Source organism: Halomonas sp. SL18_1 (assembly GCF_055755715.1).
Map to the genome: position 1 here is coordinate 2866999 of NZ_JBVTRK010000001.1, position 18674 is coordinate 2885672.

General features: G+C 69.8%; 14 protein-coding genes and 2 pseudogenes. 2 read left to right on the forward strand and 14 right to left on the reverse strand.

What is annotated here, in order from left to right; all coding sequences use genetic code 11:
- Window positions 1–20: 20 nt before the first annotated feature.
- The 11 genes and pseudogenes from ACSJDS_RS14630 to ACSJDS_RS14680 form a co-directional block, all read right to left on the reverse strand.
- Window positions 21–263: a hypothetical protein gene (locus ACSJDS_RS14630; protein WP_473033918.1), complete on the reverse strand. Its 243-nt coding sequence runs from the start codon at window positions 261–263 to the stop codon at window positions 21–23.
- The gene (locus ACSJDS_RS14635) at window positions 263–1255 is read right to left on the reverse strand and encodes an efflux RND transporter permease subunit (protein WP_473035043.1); all 993 of its coding nucleotides are present in this window, start codon (window positions 1253–1255) and stop codon (window positions 263–265) included. The genes ACSJDS_RS14630 and ACSJDS_RS14635 overlap by 1 nt, the downstream gene beginning before the upstream one ends.
- The gene (locus tag ACSJDS_RS14640; protein ID WP_473033919.1) at window positions 1243–2808 is read right to left on the reverse strand and encodes an efflux RND transporter permease subunit; all 1566 of its coding nucleotides are present in this window, start codon (window positions 2806–2808) and stop codon (window positions 1243–1245) included. The genes ACSJDS_RS14635 and ACSJDS_RS14640 overlap by 13 nt, the downstream gene beginning before the upstream one ends.
- Window positions 2796–3224: an efflux RND transporter permease subunit gene (locus tag ACSJDS_RS14645; protein WP_473033920.1), complete on the reverse strand. Its 429-nt coding sequence runs from the start codon at window positions 3222–3224 to the stop codon at window positions 2796–2798. The genes ACSJDS_RS14640 and ACSJDS_RS14645 overlap by 13 nt, the downstream gene beginning before the upstream one ends.
- Window positions 3221–4369 (reverse strand): efflux RND transporter periplasmic adaptor subunit, encoded by a 1149-nt coding sequence (locus ACSJDS_RS14650; RefSeq protein WP_473033921.1) that lies wholly within the window; start codon window positions 4367–4369, stop codon window positions 3221–3223. The genes ACSJDS_RS14645 and ACSJDS_RS14650 overlap by 4 nt, the downstream gene beginning before the upstream one ends.
- Complete coding sequence (locus tag ACSJDS_RS14655) at window positions 4366–5763, reverse strand: TolC family protein (protein WP_473033922.1); 1398 nt, start codon at window positions 5761–5763, stop codon at window positions 4366–4368. The genes ACSJDS_RS14650 and ACSJDS_RS14655 overlap by 4 nt, the downstream gene beginning before the upstream one ends.
- Entirely contained in the window at window positions 5693–6568 is an 876-nt protein-coding gene (locus tag ACSJDS_RS14660) for a hypothetical protein (protein WP_473033923.1), read from the reverse strand. The genes ACSJDS_RS14655 and ACSJDS_RS14660 overlap by 71 nt, the downstream gene beginning before the upstream one ends.
- A gap of 218 nt (window positions 6569–6786) precedes the next feature.
- Window positions 6787–7251, reverse strand: coding sequence for a DUF6586 family protein (locus ACSJDS_RS14665; RefSeq protein ID WP_473033924.1), 465 nt, complete (start codon window positions 7249–7251; stop codon window positions 6787–6789).
- Window positions 7248–9892: pseudogene (gene topA / locus ACSJDS_RS14670) on the reverse strand (type I DNA topoisomerase). Before topA ends, ACSJDS_RS14665 begins: the two are co-directional and overlap by 4 nt.
- Window positions 9893–10153: 261 nt before the next feature.
- Entirely contained in the window at window positions 10154–12781 is a 2628-nt protein-coding gene (locus ACSJDS_RS14675; protein ID WP_473033925.1) for a DUF3141 domain-containing protein, read from the reverse strand.
- Window positions 12782–12923: 142 nt separating this feature from the next.
- On the reverse strand, window positions 12924–13568 hold the full coding sequence (locus ACSJDS_RS14680) for an ATP-binding protein (RefSeq protein WP_473033926.1): 645 nt from the start codon (window positions 13566–13568) through the stop codon (window positions 12924–12926).
- Window positions 13569–13982: 414 nt separating this feature from the next.
- Between ACSJDS_RS14680 and ACSJDS_RS14685 the strand changes: the two genes are divergently transcribed.
- Window positions 13983–14972, forward strand: a complete 990-nt coding sequence (locus ACSJDS_RS14685; protein ID WP_473033927.1) for a LysR family transcriptional regulator — start codon at window positions 13983–13985, stop codon at window positions 14970–14972.
- A gap of 235 nt (window positions 14973–15207) precedes the next feature.
- Window positions 15208–16260 (forward strand): lipoyl synthase, encoded by a 1053-nt coding sequence (gene lipA, locus ACSJDS_RS14690; RefSeq protein WP_473033929.1) that lies wholly within the window; start codon window positions 15208–15210, stop codon window positions 16258–16260.
- Window positions 16261–16298: 38 nt separating this feature from the next.
- On the opposite strand, the pseudogene lipB reads toward lipA, so the two are convergent.
- The 3 genes and pseudogenes from lipB to ACSJDS_RS14705 all read right to left on the reverse strand — a co-directional run bounded on the left by lipB (window position 16299) and on the right by ACSJDS_RS14705 (window position 18627).
- Window positions 16299–16864: pseudogene (gene lipB, locus ACSJDS_RS14695) on the reverse strand (lipoyl(octanoyl) transferase LipB).
- A 76-nt stretch (window positions 16865–16940) separates the two neighbouring features.
- Window positions 16941–17243 carry an HP0495 family protein gene (locus ACSJDS_RS14700; protein ID WP_473033930.1) on the reverse strand — a complete coding sequence of 101 codons (303 nt, stop codon included), beginning with the start codon at window positions 17241–17243 and terminating at the stop codon, window positions 16941–16943.
- Window positions 17244–17424: 181 nt separating this feature from the next.
- Window positions 17425–18627 (reverse strand): D-alanyl-D-alanine carboxypeptidase family protein, encoded by a 1203-nt coding sequence (locus ACSJDS_RS14705; RefSeq protein WP_473033931.1) that lies wholly within the window; start codon window positions 18625–18627, stop codon window positions 17425–17427.
- Between the last annotated feature and the right edge of the window lie 47 nt (window positions 18628–18674).

Here is an 18674-nt window from a genome sequence, read left to right on the forward strand (position 1 = left end):
CTCGACTCTTGATGAGGACCTCAGCCTGACACAGAACCGCCCCTGCTGTCGTGGCGGCGCTCATGCCCCGCCGCCGCCTGCCGGGCACGATCGCCGCGAAACGACACCCGCATCAGCAGCGAATAGAGCACCGGCACCACGCACAGGGTGATCAGCGCGGCGGCGAGCAGACCGAAGATGATGGTGATCGCCATGGGCGCCCAGAGCAGCCCGCCGCCCAGCCAGAGCGGCAGCAGGCCGCCGCTGGTGGTCAGCGTCGACATCAGAACCGGGCGCAGGCGCCGTCGGCCTGCCTCGAGGATCGCCTCCTGGGCGAGAGGTGCTCACGCTCCAGATCGATGCGGTCGATCAGCACGATGGCGTTGTTGATCACGATACCGGCCAGCGACACCACCCCGAGGAAGGTCATGATGCCGAAGTGGGAGCCGGTGATGGTCAGCCCGAAGATCACCCCGATCAGCGACATCGGGATGGTGGCCAGGATGATCAGCGGCCGGCGCAGGGAGTTGAACTGCACCACCAGCAGCAGCAGGATCGCCATGGCGCCGATGGGCAGCTTCTCGGCGATGGAGTCGGTGGCGACCCGGGACGACTCGACCTCGCCGCCGAACTCGAAGAAATAGCCTTCCGTCCAGCTCGCCTGCTGCGCCTCCAGCCAGGGGCGCAGCTCACCGGCGACCCCGGCGGCGGTGACGCCCGGCGCCAGCTCCGCCTCCACCGAGATGGTACGGAAGCGATCCCGGCGCAGGATGCGCGCCGGCCCCCAGTCGAGTTCGACCTGGGCCACCTGGGCCAGGGGCACCCCTGAACCGCCCCCGGCGGGCAGCACGGTGACGCCCTCCAGGTCGTCGGGGGTGCGCGCCTCGCCGCGCTCGTTGCGCAGCTGGATAGGCACTAGGGTGTCGCCGTCGCGGAAGGTGCCCACCGTCATCCCCGAGAGCGCCGTCTGCAGACTCAGCGCCACGTCGCGCTCGGTGACGCCGGCGCGCAGCGCCCGGGCCGGATCCACGTCGATGCGCAGCCGCTTGATCCACTCGCCCCAGTCGTCGCGCACGTTGCGGGTGCCGGGCCCCTCGGCGACCCGCTGGCGCACCGCCTCGGCGATGCGTCTCAGGGTCGCCTCGTCGTCGCCGGAGATCCGCACCGCCAGCGGCACCGTCACCGGCGGGCCGAAGCTGGTGGCGGCCACAGTGGCCTGCAGATCCGGAAAGCGCTCGGAGAGCCAATCGTCGAGGCGCTCGATCACCCCGTCCACCGCCTGCCAGCGGTTGGTCTGCAACAGCAGGAAGGCGTACTCGGGGCTCGGCGGCTCCGGGGCGTGGTTGATGATATAGCGCTCCCCGCCGAAGCCGATGAAGCTGCCCCAGCGCTCGACCCCGTCGCGGACCCAGTCGCCCTGCTCGTCTCGCTCTGCGGCAAGCTCATCGGCCAGAAAGGCCTCGACCTCCTCCACCACGGCCCGGGTGCGCTCGATGGGCGCCGAGAAGGGCAGGCGCAGCTCGGCTGTGACGATGGTGCGCTCCGCCTGGGGAAGAAGATTTTGGGCAGGGGTCCGAAGCCGAGCCAGGCCAGCGCCAGCAGGCCGGCCACCGCGGCCAGGGTCAGGGCGCGCTGGCGCAGCAGGGCCAGCAGCAGCCGGCGGTAGCCGGCGTAGACCCGCTCGGCCAGACGCGCCGAGAGCGCGGGCCGCGGCTCGGCTCTCTCCTCCCCCTCTTCCAGGGTCTCGCCATCCTGCTCGCGCTTCTCCTGCGGCCTGATCTTGATAAAGGCCACGCAGAGCAGCGGAATCATGGTCAGCGAGAGCAGCCAGGAGGAGAGCAGCGTGATGGTGACGACCTGGAAGAGCGAGCGGGTGTACTCCCCCACGTCGGAGACGGCCAGGAACTGGGGCAGGAAGGCCGCCGCCGTGGTGAGCGAGGCGGTAAGCAGCGGGAAGCGCAGCTGCCGCGCCGAGTCCAGGGCCGCCTGGCGCACGCTCTTGCTCTCCCGGGCCGACACCTGGATCGACTCCACCATGACGATGGCGTTGTCCACCAGCATGCCCAGGGCGATGATCAGCGCTCCCAGCGACACCTGGTCCAGCCCGATATCGAAGAGCCCCATGAAGGCGAGGCAGGCGAGTATCGCCGAGGGCACCAGGCTCGCCACGATCAGCCCGGTGCGCAGCCCCAGGAAGAGCAGCATCACCAGGCAGACCAGGGCCACCGCCTGCAGCAGATCGACCAGGAACTCGTTGATGCGCTCCTCGACCCGGTCGGGCTGGTTGGCCAGCACCTCGAACGCGAGGCCCACGGGAAGCTCCCGTTCGAGGCGTTCGATGGCGCCCTCGACCTGCTCGCCCAGGTCGAGGATATCGCCCCCCTCGCGCATGGCGATGGCGATGGCGAGCCCCTGGACGCCATTGGCATGGTAGCGGGTCATCGGCGGCTCGGCATAGCCGTGGCGCACCTCCATCAGCGAGCCCAGGGGCACCAGGGTGCCGTCGGGCAGCGGCAGCAGCGCCCGACGGATCTCGTCGATATGGATGAAGTTCCCGGTGGGCTCCAGCACCAGGCGCTCGTCGCCGGTACGGATCGCCCCGCCCGGCAGCACGATATTGCGGGCGGCCAGCAGCTGGGCGAGCCCCTGGGGCGAGACCCCGAGCTCGGCCAGACGCGCCTCGCGGTACTCCAGGAAGATGCGCTCTTCGGCGTAGCCGTGAAGATTGACCTTGGCCACGTCGTCGAGCATCAAGAGCCGGTCGCGCACATCGTCGGCCACCGCCTTGAGTTCCGCCTGCTCATAGCCCTCGCCGGTCAGCGAGAGCATGATGCCGAAGACGTCGCCGAACTCGTCGTTGATGATGGGCGCCAGGGCCTCGTCGGGGAGTCTCCCCGGGCATCGCCCACCTTGCGGCGCAGCTTGTCCCAGCCGGCCTGGACGTCCTTGACGTCCGGGCGCAGCTCCACGCGGATGATGGAGACCCCGGCCCGGGAGGTGCTCTCCACGTAGTCGAGCTCGGGCATCTCCATGATGGCGGTCTCGAGCGGATCGCTGACCAGCTGCTCGACCCGTTCCGGGGTCGCACCGGGCAGGTAGGTGACCACCTGGGCCACCCGCACCGTCACCGCCGGATCCTCGGCCCGAGAGATGGAGAGGTAGCTGATCACCGCCCCCAGCAGCACCACCAGCAGCCCGGCGATGGTTACCCGGTTGTAGCGCAGTGCGGCCTCGGTCAGGGTCACGGTGAGGCCTCCCCATCGACGCGATGGTGATCGAGCAGGCGCACCCGCATGCCGTCATGGAGCCGGCTCATCCCCGCCACGATCAGCGCCTCGCCGGGGTCTAGCCCCGCCACCACCTCCAGGCGCTCGTCATGGCGCCCGCCCAGGGTCACGGCGCGGCGCGCCACCCTCGCCTCGCGGCCGTTGTTGACAGCTTGGCCCACCGATTCATCGGGCTCGGCCTCCCTCTCTTCCGCCACATAGACGAAGTGGCCGTCGATATCCTGCTGAACCGCCACCATGGGCACCCAGATACCGCTGCCGGGCCCGCCCAGGGGCAGCGTCAGCTCCGCCGCCATGCCGGGGCGCAGCCGCTGGCGTTGCGACTCGGCAAGATCGACCAGCCGAACCCGCAGCGGCCAAGTGGCCTGGCGGGGATCCACCGGCAGGCCGATCTCGGCGACCTCCCCAGCCAGAATCAGATCGGCCAGGGGCAGGCGTACCTGCACCGGCGCCCCGACGACCAGCTCATCCAACAGGTCCTCGGAGAGCGCCGCCCGTACCTCCAGCTCATCGCCGCAGGCCAGCACCAGCACCGGCTGGCCCGCGGCCAGGTTCTCGCCGGCCTCGGCCACTCGGCTGGCCACCCGGCAATCGCCGGGGGCGGCCAGGCGTGCAAAGCCGAGCTGGCGCTCGGCCAGGGCCAGGGCGTCCCGGGCGCCGTCGCGCTGGGCACGCGCCGCCTCCACCTGGGCCCGGGCGGCATCGAGATCCCGGGCGGTGGCGCTACCCGCCTCATAGAGACGCCGGGCGCGCTGCCATTCGGCCTCGGCGTTGGCCGCCGCCGCCTGGCTACCGGCCAGGGCCGAACGGGCGCGGTCGCGCTGCAGGCGCAGGTCGGTGGCTTCGAGGCGGGCCAGGGGCTGGCCGGCTTCCACCCGCTCTCCCACCGCCACCTCGAAGGCCTCGAGCTGACCCGCCACCCGGAAACTCAGGCGCCGATTGGCGGCTGCCTCCAGGCGCCCCGGCAGCTCGCGCTCACCGGCCGCCCCGCTAGCCTCCACGGTCAGGGTACGCACCGGGCGCAGCGGCGCCTCCTCCACCGGCTCGTCGGCGCAGCCGGCCAGCAGCACCAGCCCCGCGAGCAGGGCCGCTCGAATGATCATGGCCACTCTCCTTCAGTCTGGGTGCGATGGGGCACGGCCAGGAACCGCTCCCGGGCCTCGGCCGTCATGGGGCCCGGGGTCACGCCTAGCGCCCGCTGCAGGTGCACCAGCGCCTGTAATGCCTGCCAGCGCGCCTCGGCGGCGGCCAGCCCCGCCTGGCGGGCACTGGTGCGGGCATCGAGCAGCGCCACCTGGGGCAGCGCACCCTCGCGCCAGCCCGCCTCGGCCAGGGCCAGGGCCTCCTCGGCGTGGCCCAGCGCCTCGTCGCGCAACGCGATGCGCCGCCAGGCGGCGGCGAGCTCGACGCTGGCCGCGCGCAGCCGGGCCTCCAGGCCCAGGCGCGCATCGGCGTCCTCGAGCGCCAGCTGTTCCAGCCGCGCCGCGGCCCGGTCGCGCTCGATGCTGCGCCGGCCGCCGGCGTAGAGCGGCAGCCGCGCTGAAACGCCGAGGCTCCACTGGTCGCGGCCGGTCTCGGGCAGCGCCACCCCGGCCCCCTCCAGGGCCGCGACACCGGCCTGGACGGTGGGATGGGGCGACTCCCAGGGCGCCCGCTCGCCCTGGCCACCGCGGGAGAACTCGCTGGTGTAGCGGGCCTCGAGGCCCACCTGGGGCAGCCAGAAGGCGCGGCGGCGGGAGGAGAGCTCCCGCTCGGCGGCGCGGCGCAGATCGCCCAGCGCGGCGAGCTCCGCCGAGTCACGCAGGGCGCGCTCCACCAGCCGCTGCTGCCAGGCGGCGAGACTCGCCGGGGTGGCCAGGGCCGCATCGAAGCGGGCGTCGCCGCCTAGCCATTCCTGACTGTCCAGGTCCGGCTCGACCGGCAGGAGCGAGGCATCGGGGTCGCGGCCGAGGCGCCGGTTCAGGGCAATGGCCAGCCGCTCACGGTCGGCCACCGTCTGCTCCAGACGCTCCCGGGCCTGGGTCAGCTCCGCCTCGAAGCGCGCCACCTCGCCACGTCCCACGGCGCCGGCACGCGCGCCGCGCACCGCCTGGTCGCGCTGGGCCCGGGCCAGGTCGAGGTCGGCCTCGAGAACCTGACGGCTCGCCTCCAGGCGCAGCAGGTCGAGAAACTCCCGCGCCACCTCCAGCGCCAGGTCGAGGCTCTCCACCTCGAGCTCGGCGCGCCGGGCGCGATCGCGGCTGTCGGCAATGGCGATGGCGGCCAGCGCCGGCTCGGAGAAGAGCAGCTGTTCGAGCACCAGGCCACCGGCGACCCGACGCTCCGGCTCCTGGCCCAGGGCGGCACGGGCACGGGTCTCGTCGATCATCCGCCCGGTGGCTTCCAGGTAGAGGCTGGGGCGATAGCGCGACGCCGCCAGATCGCGCTCATGGGCGTCCACCTCCACCGCCTGGCGGGAAGCGGCCAGGCCCAGGTTGTCGGCGAGCGCCAGGGCCACCGCCTCGCCGAGCGCAAGCCGCTCCCCACTCAGGGCAGCGGTCTCGCCCAGCAGACGCGCCTGGCTGAGCAGCGTGAAGCTGGGCGCCCAGTCGAGACGCGCGGCGGTCTCGAGGTTGAGCCAGACGCGGTCCAGCGGGGACGGTCATCGAGGGGTTCGGCGGGCGCCCGGCGGCCAGGTCGTCCAGCCGCAGTGCCAGGCGGCGCCGCCAGGCATCGAGGTCCAGCGCCCCGGGCGAGGAAAGCAGCGCGCCACGCTCGACGTGTCGGGCATCGGTCAGCGCCACCCCGGGTACGCCGGCGGCGGCCAGCTTGTCTAGCAGCCGACGCTGGGCGGGCGCATCGTGTTCGGGCAGGGCCAGCAGCAGGGCGGCGTCGGCCCCCTCCAGCTCGGCGCCGGCGGGCAGTCGCGAGGGGTCCACGGCCAGGGACACCAGGGCGATGCCGCGGGCGTCGGCCTCGGCGGCCAGGGCCTCGCTGGCAGGCTCGACCGCACCGGGCGGGCCGATCAGCAGCACCCGGGAGGCACCCTTGAGGGGCTCCAGGGCGAAGGGATTGGTGGCGATGAGGAAGGCGGACGTTTCCAGCCGCGCCAAGCCCGGTAGCCGGGCCCCGCCGCCGGGCGGCGCCGGCACCAGTGACGGCGCGGTGCGCCCGGCGGCGAGGCGCGTCAGTTCCTGCTGCAGGGCGGGCAGGTCGGCCTCACCGCCGGGCAGCAGGCGGGGTCCAGCCCCAGCTCGGCCGCACCGGCGAGGGGCGAGGCCAGCAGCAGGACCAGCAGAGGGGAAATGAACAGGCGCGTCCATGCGTTGGCGTTCATATCGAGTGCCCGGTGGGTGGCGGATGGCCCCGAGTATAAACGACTGTTTGAAAGATACTAGGTCAAGGGGCCGCAGGCACCCCATTGGCAGCGCTGCGCGCTGCTTCGCGCGCTGAAGCGCCCTCCCACAGCCAAGTTGCCAACGGTGGCCGACTTCTTTGTGGGAGGCCGGTTTGCCGGGCGAAGGCGCCTAACTCGCGGGCATCACCACTCCTGGCTGGTTTCGCGCAGCGCGGCGATCTCGGCCTTGGCCTCGCGCAGGCAGCCAAGCAGTTCGTCGCCCAGGGCGGCGGCGCTGCCCACGGCGATCAGGCCCGCCGCGGCACCGCTCGCGCGCCGGGCGACGCCGTCGCTTGAGTGCAGCGCCTCGAGCTTGGCGAGCAGCCAGTTAAGCCAGCTGCCCTCCCGGGCGGCCAGCTCACGCAGGCGCTGCAGCTCGGCCACCGACTCGCCCTCGGGACCCAGCAGCTCGCGCCAGTCATGGCGTTCGAGGGCAGCATGCTCGGTGACCTCGCGCAACAGCGACTGCAGCGCCAGCTCGAAGAGCGCGAGCGCGCCCTCCTCCGCCGCCATGCGCCGCGCCTCGGCGTGCTCGTCGCTGCCCGGGGCCACCTGCAGCAGCAGCTCGGCCTGATAGAGCAGCTGGTTGGTACGGGATCGCGGGGTCACTTGCGCTTGTCCTCCACCTGCCACTTGCCGTTGTCGAAGGTCGCCTTCCAGCCGGTGGCCTTGCCGCCCTCGTCGGTCATCACGTACTGGGACTTGGTCTTGCGCGAGAAGCGAATCTGCGCCGGGCGGCCGTCCGGGTCTTCGCTTGGCGCCTTGAGCAGGAAGCGGTACTTCTCCGGCAGCTCATCGGCGTGGGCCTTCAGCTCGCGCACCAGCGGCGGGCGGGTTTCGCGGTTCTTGGGGAACTTGCTGGCGGCCAGGAACAGGCCGCTGGCGCCGTCGCGCAGCACATAGTGATCGTCGACCTTCTGGCACTCGAGCTCAGGCATGGGGATGGGATCCATCTTGGGCGGCGCCACCTCGCCGCTCTTGAGCAGCTTGCGGGTGTTCTTGCACTCGCTGTTGGTGCAGCCGAAGTACTTGCCGAAGCGGCCCGACTTGAGCTGCATCTCGCTGCCGCACTTGTCGCACTCGATGGTGGGGCCGTCATAGCCCTTGATGCGAAAACGGCCCTGCTCCACCTCATAGCCGTCGCAGTCGGGGCTATCGCCGCAGATGTGCAGCTTGCGGGTCTCGTCGATCAGGTAGCTGTCCATGGCGGTCCCGCACTTGGGACAGCGGTGCTTGGCACGCAGCGCCTCGGTTTCCGCCTCCTCGTCGGCATCGGCGGCCACCGCCTCCTCCCCCGGCAGCAGGTCGATGGTGGTCTTGCAGCGCTCCTTGGGCGGCAGGTTGTAGCCCGAGCAGCCCAGGAAGACCCCGGTGGAGGCGGTGCGGATCTGCATCTTGCGCCCGCAGGTCGGACAGTCGATATCGGTGGGCACCGGCTGGTTGGGTCGCATTCCCTCCTCGCTCTCGGCCGCCTCGAGCTCCTTTCTGAACTCGGCGTAGAAGGCGTCGAGCAGCGCGCGCCAGTTGCGCTCGCCCTCGGCCACCTCGTCGAGGCTGTCCTCCATGCGCGCGGTGAAGGAGAAATCCATCAGGTCGGGGAACGACTCCTCGAGCCGTTCGGTGACGATGTCGCCGAGCTTCTCGGCGTAGAAGCGCCGGTTCTCCAGCTTGACGTAGCCGCGGTCCTGGATGGTGGAGATGATCGAGGCATAGGTGGAGGGACGGCCGATGCCGCGCTTCTCCAGCTCCTTGACCAGGCTTGCCTCGGTGTAGCGCGCCGGCGGCTTGGTGAAGTGCTGCCGCGGGTCGAGCCGCTCGAGGTGCATGGGCGTGCCCTCGGCGAGATCCGGCAGGGCCTGGTCCTCGTTCTTGCCGGCGGGCTTCATGACGCGGGTGTAACCGTCGAACTTGAGTACCCGCCCCTTGGCCTTGAGCTCGTAGCCGTCCGCCGCCACCGTCAGGGTGCTGGAGAGGTACTCCGCCGGGGTCATCTGGCAGGCCACGAACTGACGCCAGATCAGCTCGTAGAGGCGTTCGGTGTCGCGCTCCATGCCGGACAGGTCGCTGGCCTTGCGCTGCACGTCGGTGGGACGGATCGCCTCGTGGGCCTCCTGGGCGCCCTCCTTGCTGGAGTAGCGGTTGGGCGACTCGGGCAGGTAGCGCTTGCCGTACGCCTGCTCGATATGCTCCCGCGCCATGCCCACTGCATCCTGGGAGAGATTGGTGGAGTCGGTCCGCATATAGGTGATGTAGCCCGCCTCGTAGAGGCGCTGAGCGAGCGTCATGGTCTTCTTCACCGAGAACCCCAGCCGGCCGCTGGCGGCCTGCTGCAGCGTCGAGGTGATGAAGGGGGCACCGGGCTTCGAGCGGGTCGGCTTGTCCTCCCGAGAGGTGATCGCCAGGCTGGCCTCGCGCAGCGCGGCGATGCGCTCCAGGGTCTGTGCCTCGGAGGTGGGCCGGAAGGGCTTGCCGTCCTGGCGGACCAGCTCGAAGCGGATCGGCTCCGCCGCGTCGCCACCCGCGGCCGGCACCGGCAGCAGGTCGGCGTGCACGTCCCAGAACTCCTCCGGCACGAAGGCGCGGATCTCCCGCTCGCGTTCGACGATCAGCCGCACCGCCACCGACTGGACGCGCCCGGCGGACAGCCCCCGGGCGATCTTGGCCCACAGCAGCGGCGAGAGCATGAAGCCCACCACCCGGTCGAGGAAGCGCCGCGCCTGCTGCGCCTCGACCCGCGGGACATTGAGGCTGCCGGGCTCCTGGAAGGCCTCCTGGATGGCGTTCTTGGTGATCTCGTTGAACACCACCCGCTTGTAGCGCTCGGCGTCGCCGCCGATGGTCTCCTTGAGGTGCCAGGCGATCGCCTCCCCCTCGCGGTCGAGGTCGGTCGCGAGATAGACGGCATCGGCCTTCTCGGCGAGCTTCTTGAGCTCGGCGACCACCTTCTCCTTGCCGGGCAGTATCTCGTAGTGGGCCTCCCAGCCGTGCTCGGGGTCGATGCCCATGCGCCGAATCAGCTGCTCGCGGGACTTGCGCTTGCGGTACTCGGCCTTCGCTTCGGGGACATCTTGCGTGTCGCCGCGGCCTGGCGCGCGCGCTCCTTGGGGTCGGAGGCTGCCTTGCCCGAGCCGCTGGTCGGCAGGTCACGGATATGACCCACGCTCGACTTCACGATGAATTCGTTGCCGAGGTATTTGTTGATCGTCTTGGCCTTGGCCGGCGACTCGACGATGACCAGTGACTTGCCCATAGTGCTCCACTTTCTGCACGGTACCGGCCCGGTGGCCGGCGCCTGACGGTTCTGTCCCGGCGCTCGCCGCGGGGCGATTTGCCGGGTGAAAAATCCGCTTACCCTACCCCAGCCGTTGCTGTCGCGCCAGTCGCGCCGGGACGGCCGACACGTCGCCGGTCCTCTAGAACCTAGACGGCCGACCCCGTATCCGGCAAACCCCGAGCCCGCAAAGCAGACGCCTCCGACGACGAATCGACGGAGGCGTAAGCGGTCAGCGGCTTAGCGTTTGCGCGGCTTACGGGGCTGCCCGCTCTTGCCGGTACCGCGACGCTTCGGCTTGTTGACGGCGGGCTCGGCGTCCGGAGCGCTGGCGGCCACGTCACCGGACTTGGCGCTGGCTGCAGCGGGCGGCGCCTTGGCCTCCCCCTTACCGGGCTCGGGCTCAGTCTCGGGCTCGGGGCTAGGCGCGGCGGCCGGCGCCTCGACTTCCGCCTTACCGGGCTCGGGACTAGGCGCGGCGGCCGGTGCCTCGACTTCCGCCTTATCGGGCTCGGGCTCCGATTTGGGCTCAGGCGCGGCGGTCTTGCCTCTGGCCGGGGCGGGGTTGTCGGCGAAGTGCTTCTCGAACTCGCTCTGGGCCGTCGACTGGGCCTTGGCGCCACTCTCCACCTCGGCCTGCAGTTCGGCCAGGGCCTGGCGCTGGTCGGCAGGCTCGACGCGCTCTAGCGCCACGCCGAACAGCTCGCGAATGTGCCGGTAGCGCTCCTGAGCATGCGAGGGCAGGTCGCCGCTGGCCGCCAGGACGTGGTCGATGTGCTCCAGGTGACCGCGGATGGCGTCGGCGCTTTCGCCCTTGAGCAGCTCGGGAATCGCCGCCAGCGCCGCCTCGCGGTCCAGCTTGAGGATGAAGAACTGCTCGCGCACCAGATGCTTGAAGTCGGCGAGGGTGCTGCCGGGCTCCAGCTCCGCCCGCGAGGCGCGCAGCCGCTTGAAGTTGCGCTCGTCGGTGGTCGGCGAGCCGCCCAGCACATGGATGACCGCCCGCATCACCGCTTCGTGGCTGCCGCCCTCGGCGACCTCTTCGCGCAGTTGGGCCTGGCGCTGCTCGATGAAGCGGCGATGCTCCGGCTCGCTTCCGGGGCGACGGCGATGCGCATGGGCGTCGCCGCCTAGCCCCACCATGGCCTGCAGCAGCGGCTGGCCGTAGAGATCGAGAAACAGCCGCTCGGTGGCCTGATCGCGCAGATCCCGCCAGGCGTTCAGCCCGCGCGTGATCTGCTCGGAAACGATGCCCTCCATCAGCCGAAACACGTTGTCATCGTCGACGGGGTGGCGGTCGCTGCGCACCCAGTCGGCCAGCACCGGCAGCGGCACCGACAGCGGGTTGCGATCAGAGAGCAGCTTGTAGCCCAGGCGAATCGGATGGGTGCGACGAATCCACTTCGCCGCCTCGGGGGTGATGGCGGCGCGCACCCAGGGCTGCACGAAGAGTCGATAAAGCCCCAGGTTGATCTCAGAGATCCGCGCCACGGCGGCGAAGCGGGTATCGTCCTCGGGCCGGTGGGCGATGACGTCTCGATTGAGCCCCTCGATGGTGCGCGGCTTGAACTCCAGCAGGTAGTCGCGCTCGAGCAGCTCGGCGTCGCTGCGCTCCGCCGCCGAGGTCACGGTGGTCTCGTAGAGGCCGGGTGGCAGCACGTCGATATAGTCGATGTTGGCGGTGAACTCGGCGTGCTCCTTGCGCGACACGCTCCCCGACACGAAGATGCCCAGGTGGCCAGTACTGTCATGGACGCAATAGACGATGGTCTGGTCGCTGGCGATGATGTCATCGACCCCTTCGTAGAGGTCGCGCACCCAGCCCAGTGCCTGAGGCGGCGGCGTGATGTCGTCACCCTGGGAGCAGAACACCACCACCGGCGAACGCACGTTGCGCAGGTCGATGCGCCGCCCGTCGGAGGTGACCAGCTGCGCGGTGGAGAGACGATTACCGACGAAGAGGTTGTCAACGATGTACTGGATCTCCTCGCCGCCCAGCACCACGTGACCGCCCCACCAGCGCTCGAACTCCAGGTAGCGCTCGGCTTCGCTGTCCACATTGGCGAACAGCCGATACTGCTTGGTCCAGTAGGTGTTGGCCGGATTCAGGCGCTCGAAGTTCTGCACCAGCCAGGCGCCGTCGAACTCGCCGTCGCCGATGTCGCTGAGCAGCGAGGTCATCCAGCTGCCGCCGCTCATGCCGCCGGAATAGCGCATCGGCGCGCCACCCCGCTCACCGGCCCAGTAGGAGAGCGGTGCGCCGGCGATCAGGATCGGCCCGAACAGGTCGGGTTCCAGCGAGGCCGCCATCATGATCTGCCAGCCGGCCTGACAGTTGCCCACCACCATGGGCTTCTCCGAGGAGTCCGGATGGCGCTCCACGACGCAGCGCAGGAAGGCGATCTCGGCCTCGACCACATCCTCCACCGTCTGCCCCGGCTGGGGATAGGGCAGAAAGCCGATGAAGTAGCAGGGGTGCCCGGCGCGCAGCGCCACACCGACCTCGCTGTCGGGCTTGAAGCCGCCGATTCCCGGCCCGTGACCGGCCCGCGGGTCCACTACCACGAAGGGGCGAGCCTGGAGGTCGATCTCGGTACCCTCCGGAGGCAGGATACGCATCAGCTCGTAGTTCACCGGTCGCGGCAGCTCGCGACCGTCCATGACGACCTCGGCGTCGAAGCCGAGCACATTGGGCTTGGTCTTCTCGATATGCTCGAGGTACTGGTTGCCGCGCTGGCGCATCACATCCATGTAGAGCACGCTGCGCTCGACGGCGTCTCGCCAGTAGCCGAAGGCGGCGCGGCCGAAACCGAAGGGGTCCAGAAAGCTCATCGCCTCTGCGGGCGGTGTCGGCATCAGGGGGTTCATGTATGGCTCCTAGGTTCGCTGGGCCGGAGCTGCCGGCGCCAGGAGGGAGAAACTATGCTGCATTGCAATATAGCAAGGATACGCCTAATGCCACCAATGCGCAGCCGCTGCCGGCGATTTTTTTAGTTCATTTTTCTTAAGCTCATCGCACTTTGGCATGACCGATACCGGCGTCATTCCACTCCGCCAGGGCCCGGCGCTCACGGCGCCGCGCCTCCGCCGGGTCGCGCCCCCATACCAGCAGCCGCGCCTCGTCGCTCTGGGAAGGCTGGTCCAGCCGCACCCCAGGGCCGCCGCTGATGCGGCCGGCGCCCAGCAGCACCACCAGCCGCGCCTGACCGGGCCGCCCCGGCCCGTGTCCCATGGGACCGATCCGGGGGCGCCGCAGCCGCTCGCCGGCCACCAGACGCAGCTGCTCGACGGCCAGGTCGAGGCCGGTCAGCACCTCGGCGAGGCCTTCCCGGCCGCTCAGCCCGGGGCGCATGCCGGCAAAGCCCAGCCGGTTACCGTCGAGGGTAAAGCTGAGGGTCGCCAGCCCCACCAGCCCCACCGCCCGGGCGCCCTGCACCGCCAGCTGGCCGAGATAGGCACGCTGCTCGGGCGTCAGGCGCTCGCTGGGCGCAATCCCCTGGCCATTGGCCACGATCTCATGCTCGACCAGCGCCAGGGCACGCTGCTCCCGGTCGACCAGCACCGGCAGGTGAAGCCGGGGCGAAGCATCGGCGGCATCGGCGAGCGGCAGCTGTGCCTCGCGCATCAGCTGGCGAATCGCCTGGGCATCGCACATCGCCGCGACCAGCGGCTCGCGGGGGCCGATCGAAGGTGAGCCCGGCCTCGCGACAGGCGCGTGCCAGGGCGAGCTGGGTGGGGGAATCCGCCTCCCCCGGGTGCAGCGCCTGGCAGCCAAGTCGCAGGGCCCTGGCGGTCAGGGACTGTTCGGATTCGCCGCCGCCGGGGTGCCAGGCGAGCTCCAGCTCGCGGCAGGCCTGCACCCCACGCAGCGACGCCAGCCCCGTGGATGCCATCAAGACTCCCCGCCACGGCGCCCACCGGAGCGGGATTGAAAGGGAATCTTGCATGAGCGCTCTCCTCGATGGCCAGGGTGGCGGGCATGGCCGCCGCCAGCGGCCGGTGTTAGCATGAAAAGGGAGCGGCGGCCGCGCGTGCCGCCCGCCTGCGACTCTACCCAGCGGATTCACCGATGACCACGCCAAGGCTGCTCAATCGCCTGACCTTTCGCCAGCTGCAGGTCTTTCAGGCCGTGCATCGTCAGCAGTCCTACTCGCGGGCGGCCGAACAGTTGGGCCTGACCCAGCCGGCGGTGAGCGCCCAGATACGCCAGCTGGAGCAGGCCCTGGGGCAGCCGCTCTTCAAGTACGCCGGCAAGACGCTGCACGTGCTGCCGGCGGCCGACGCACTGGCGGCCTCCACCCAGGCGATCTTCGGTCAGGTGTCGCGGCTGCAGATGGCGCTTTCCGACATGGCCGGCACCATCTCGGGAGAGCTCAACCTGGCGGCGGTCTCCACCGCCCAGTACGTGGTGCCCCACCTCATCGCCCGCTTCCGCGCCCACTACCCCAACATCCAGGTACGCCTGCAGGTATGTAACCGCAGCCAGGCACTGGAGCGGCTGGCGGCACGGCGCGACGACCTGGTGATCATGGCCATGGTACCGGAAGACGACGACAACCTGGTGTTCATGCCGATCCTGGAGAACGAGCTGATCCCAGTGGTCTGGCCGGGCCATCCGCTGCTGGCCCAGCGGGCGCCGACCCTGGAGGACCTGGCTCAGCACTATCTATTGATGCGCGAACCGGGCTCGGGGGTGCGCACGGCCTTCGAGCAGCTGGCCGCCGAACAGGACGTGAGCCTGGACCACACCATGGAGCTTGGCACCAACGAAGCGATCAAGCAGGGCGTGATGGCTCATCTTGGCGTGGCCATTCTACCGCGGCTGGCGGTGAAGCTGGAGCTGGCTTCCGGCCTGCTGGACGAGCTGCCGCTGCCGGGCTTCCCGCTGCGCCGCTCCTGGTGCACCGTCTACCCTCGCGACCGCTTCCCGACCCCGGTGACCGAGCTCTTCCTGCGCTTCGTGCGAGAGCGACTCGGGGAGTTCAGCGCCCACTTCAAGGCGCCGGCGCGTCCCATGCCCGACCACGGCGTGGTATGCCTGCCGATCTCACCACCCTGACCCGTCGACGGCTGGCGGCTCTGGCCAGGGCCATCGCAGTTTCACAAAGGAAACTATCTGCGATAGCCCCGCTAACCACGCCCCGCCTGTCACCTGACGAGGCGACTGTGGTAGATTACGAGCCTGCGACCAACGTATCAATTTGCCTGCCTTGCCGACCCCTGGGGCGCTTCGCCCCTTGCGGCGCGTATCGTGCAGGGCCCGGGCAGCCGCCGAGTGGAGGGGCTCACACCCTATGAGCGACAGCACCTCAAAACGTATCCCCAGCGGTGAGAAATTCCGCAACGAGCACGGCATGGCCGTGATCAAGGATGGCATCAAGCAGCGCCATCAGGCTGAGGAACGCCCCGAGCCGGGGCGAAAGCCCCAGTGGCTGCGGGCCCAGATTCCCGGGGGTGAGCGCTTCGAGGCGGTCAAGAAGAACGTCAGCACCCATCGCCTGAGCACGGTTTGCGCCGAGTCCCACTGCCCCAACATGGGCGAGTGCTGGAGCAACGGCACCGCCACCATCATGCTGATGGGCTCGGTGTGCACCCGCGCCTGTCGCTTCTGCGCGGTGGATACCGGTAATCCCAAGGGCTGGCTCGATACCGAAGAGCCGGCCAACACCGCCAAGTCGGTGGAGCTGATGGGGCTGCGCTACGTGGTGTTGACCTCTGTTGACCGCGACGACCTGCCCGACGGCGGCGCCGGCCACTATGCCGCGTGCATTGGCGCCATCAAGGCCAACACCCCCGAGGTGGTGGTCGAGGCCCTGACCCCGGACTTCGACGCCGAGCCGGCCGCCGTGGAACGCGTGGTCGACGCCGGCCTCGAGGTCTTCGCCCAGAACGTCGAAACCGTGGAGCGGCTGACCCAGCGAGTGCGCGACCCCCGCGCCGGCTACCGCAAGACCCTGGACGTGCTGGCGCACGCCAAGCGCCACCGGCCCCAGGTACTGACCAAGACCAGCCTGATGCTGGGGCTGGGCGAAACCGAGGAGGAGATCCTGGCCACCTTCGACGACCTGCGCGAGATCGGCGTGGACATCGTCACCCTCGGCCAGTACCTGCGCCCCACCCGCAACCACCTGCCGGTGGAGCGCTGGGTGACGCCCGCAGAGTTCGAGCACTATCGCCAGATCGGCCTGGAGAAGGGCTTCATGGAGGTGGCGTCGGGGCCGCTGGTCCGCTCCAGCTATCGCGCCGATCGGGTCTTCGAGAAGAACAACCTGGGCCTGGCCGCCCCCGCCGAGGTGCCGGGCCAGCCCAGCGACCCCAACCGCATCGACGCCATCAACGTGGGCTAAACAGGGGCGAGGTTCGAGGGGCGAGGTCCGAGGGGCGCCTAGCCCCCTACCTTGCGCCCCAGCTCACCCGCCAGGCAGGCCGCCAGGCGCTCGCCCACCGCCTCGACGGAGGGACAGTCGGCGACGTGATCCGCCAGCCGGGTCATCGCCATGCCGGCATAGCCGCAGGGATTGATGCGGTCGAACGGCGCGAGATCCCCGTCGACGTTGAGCGCCACGCCGTGAAAGCTCGCCCCCGACGAATCCGCAATCCCAGCGAGGCGATCTTGTTCTCCCCCACATAGACACCTGGCGCCTCGGGACGCGCCCGAGCAGCGACGCCGTGTTGTGCCAGCAGCGCGATCACCGCGTTCTCGATGGCGCTCACCAGGTCGCGCACCCCGAGCCGGCAGCGCCGCACGTCCAGCAGCGGATAGAGCACCAACTGCCCGGGGCCGTGATAGGTCACCTGGCCGCCGCGATCGGTCTGCACCACCGGAATATCGCCCGGCATTAGCAGGTGCTCGGGCTTGCCGGCCTGGCCCTGGGTGAACACCGGGTCGTGCTCCACCAGCCAGATCTGGTCGGGGGTTTCGGCATCGCGGGAGTCGGTGAGGTCGCGCATCGCCTGCCAGACCGGCCGATAGGGGCGGCGCCCCAGCCGATGCAGGGCGATAGGGGGAGCGTCTCGGTGGGCGGCATCACACCACCATATGCACGCGGCCGGTGGCCTTGAGCTCCTCGAACAACGCCTTGAGCTGCGCCTCGCCGGTGGCTCTCAGGGTCAGGCGCACCGACAGAAAGCGGGCGTTACGGCTCTCCACCACCTGCAGGCGCGTCGCATCGAAGTCGGGATCGTGGCGGCTGACCACCTGGCAGACGACGGCGGTGAAATCCTCAGCCGCATCACCCACCACCTTGATCGGGTAGTCGCAGGGAAAGCTGATCTTCGGCGGCTTGCCGCCGGTCGAACGGCGCAGGTCGCGCAGGGACTTGTCGCTCATTGCGGAACTCATGAGTCGCGGATGTGACGCCATTTTACGCAAGCCGAGGGCGAGGGGCGAGGGGCGAGGGGCGAGGGGCGAGGGGCGAGGCAGCATTCGTCATAAGCCACAAGCGACAAGGGGTTTCCTTGTCGCTTGTTCCTTGAACCTCGAACCTCGAACCTCGAACCTGGCCGAAAGCCTAGCCGAACCAGCCACCGACCAGGTTGCTGAAGAAGCGCCGCACCTCGTCGAACAGGCGCTTGAACATGCCGCCCTCCTCGATCGCTTCCAGCGCGATCAGCGGCTGCTCGCCTACCACCTCGTCGCCAAGCAGCACCTCCAGGGTGCCCAGCCGGTCACCCGAGGCGATCGGCGCCGCCAGATCGGCACGGATGTCGAGCCGGGCACTGAGCTCCTGATTACGGGCCCGCGGCACTGTCATGTGGACGTCCTCATCGACGCCGAGGCGCAGCTCGTTCTTCTCGCCGCCCCATACCCGGGGGGTGCTCAACACCGATCCCTGGTCGTAGAGCTTGAGCGTCTCGTAGTAGCGAAAGCCATAGCTCAGCAGCTTCTGGGTCTCCTGGGCCCTCGCCTCTTCGGAGCTGGTCCCCATCACCACCGAGATCAGGCGCATGTCGTCGCGCTTGGCCGAGGCCACCAGACCGTAGCCCGCCTCGGTGGTCCAGCCGGTCTTCAGGCCGTCGACGGTAGGGTCGCGCCACAGCAGGCGGTTGCGGTTGGGCTGGCGGATATCGCTGTAGGTGAAGTACCTCTCGGCATAGACGGCGTAGTGCTCGGGATAGTCGTTGATGATGTAGCGCGACAGCAGCGCCATGTCCCGGGCCGAAGAGTACTGCTCGGGATGCGGCAGGCCGGTGGCGTTGGTGAAGTTGGTGTTGTGCAGCCCCAGCCGGGTGGCGTGCTGGTTCATCATGTCGGCGAAGGGCACCTCGCCGCCGGCCAGGTGCTCGGCCACCGCCACGCTGGCGTCGTTGCCCGAGGAAATGATAATGCCGTAGAGCAGGTCGCGGATCGACACCTCGGTATCGACCTCGATGAACATCTTGGAGCCGCCGGTCCGCCAGGCGTTCTCGCTGACCCGCACCATGTCGTCCATGCCGATATTGCCGCGGTCGAGCTCACGCTCCACCAGGTAGGCGGTCATCAGCTTGGTCAAGCTGGCCGGGGGCAGGCGCTCATCGGCGCTGTGCTCGACCAGCACGCGACCGCTGTCGGCATCCATGAGGATCCAGGAGTTGGCGGCGATCTGCGGCGGTGCCGGAATCATGGTCTGCGGCGCGGGCACGCCCTGGGCCAGCGCCTGGGGAACCGCCAGCACCAGGCTCAGCAGCATCACCGGCAGCAGGCGTGGGCGAAGGAAACGGAACAGCACTCTCATGGGCATGGATTTCACCGGAAACATCAGATAGTCAGGGGGAAATGGCG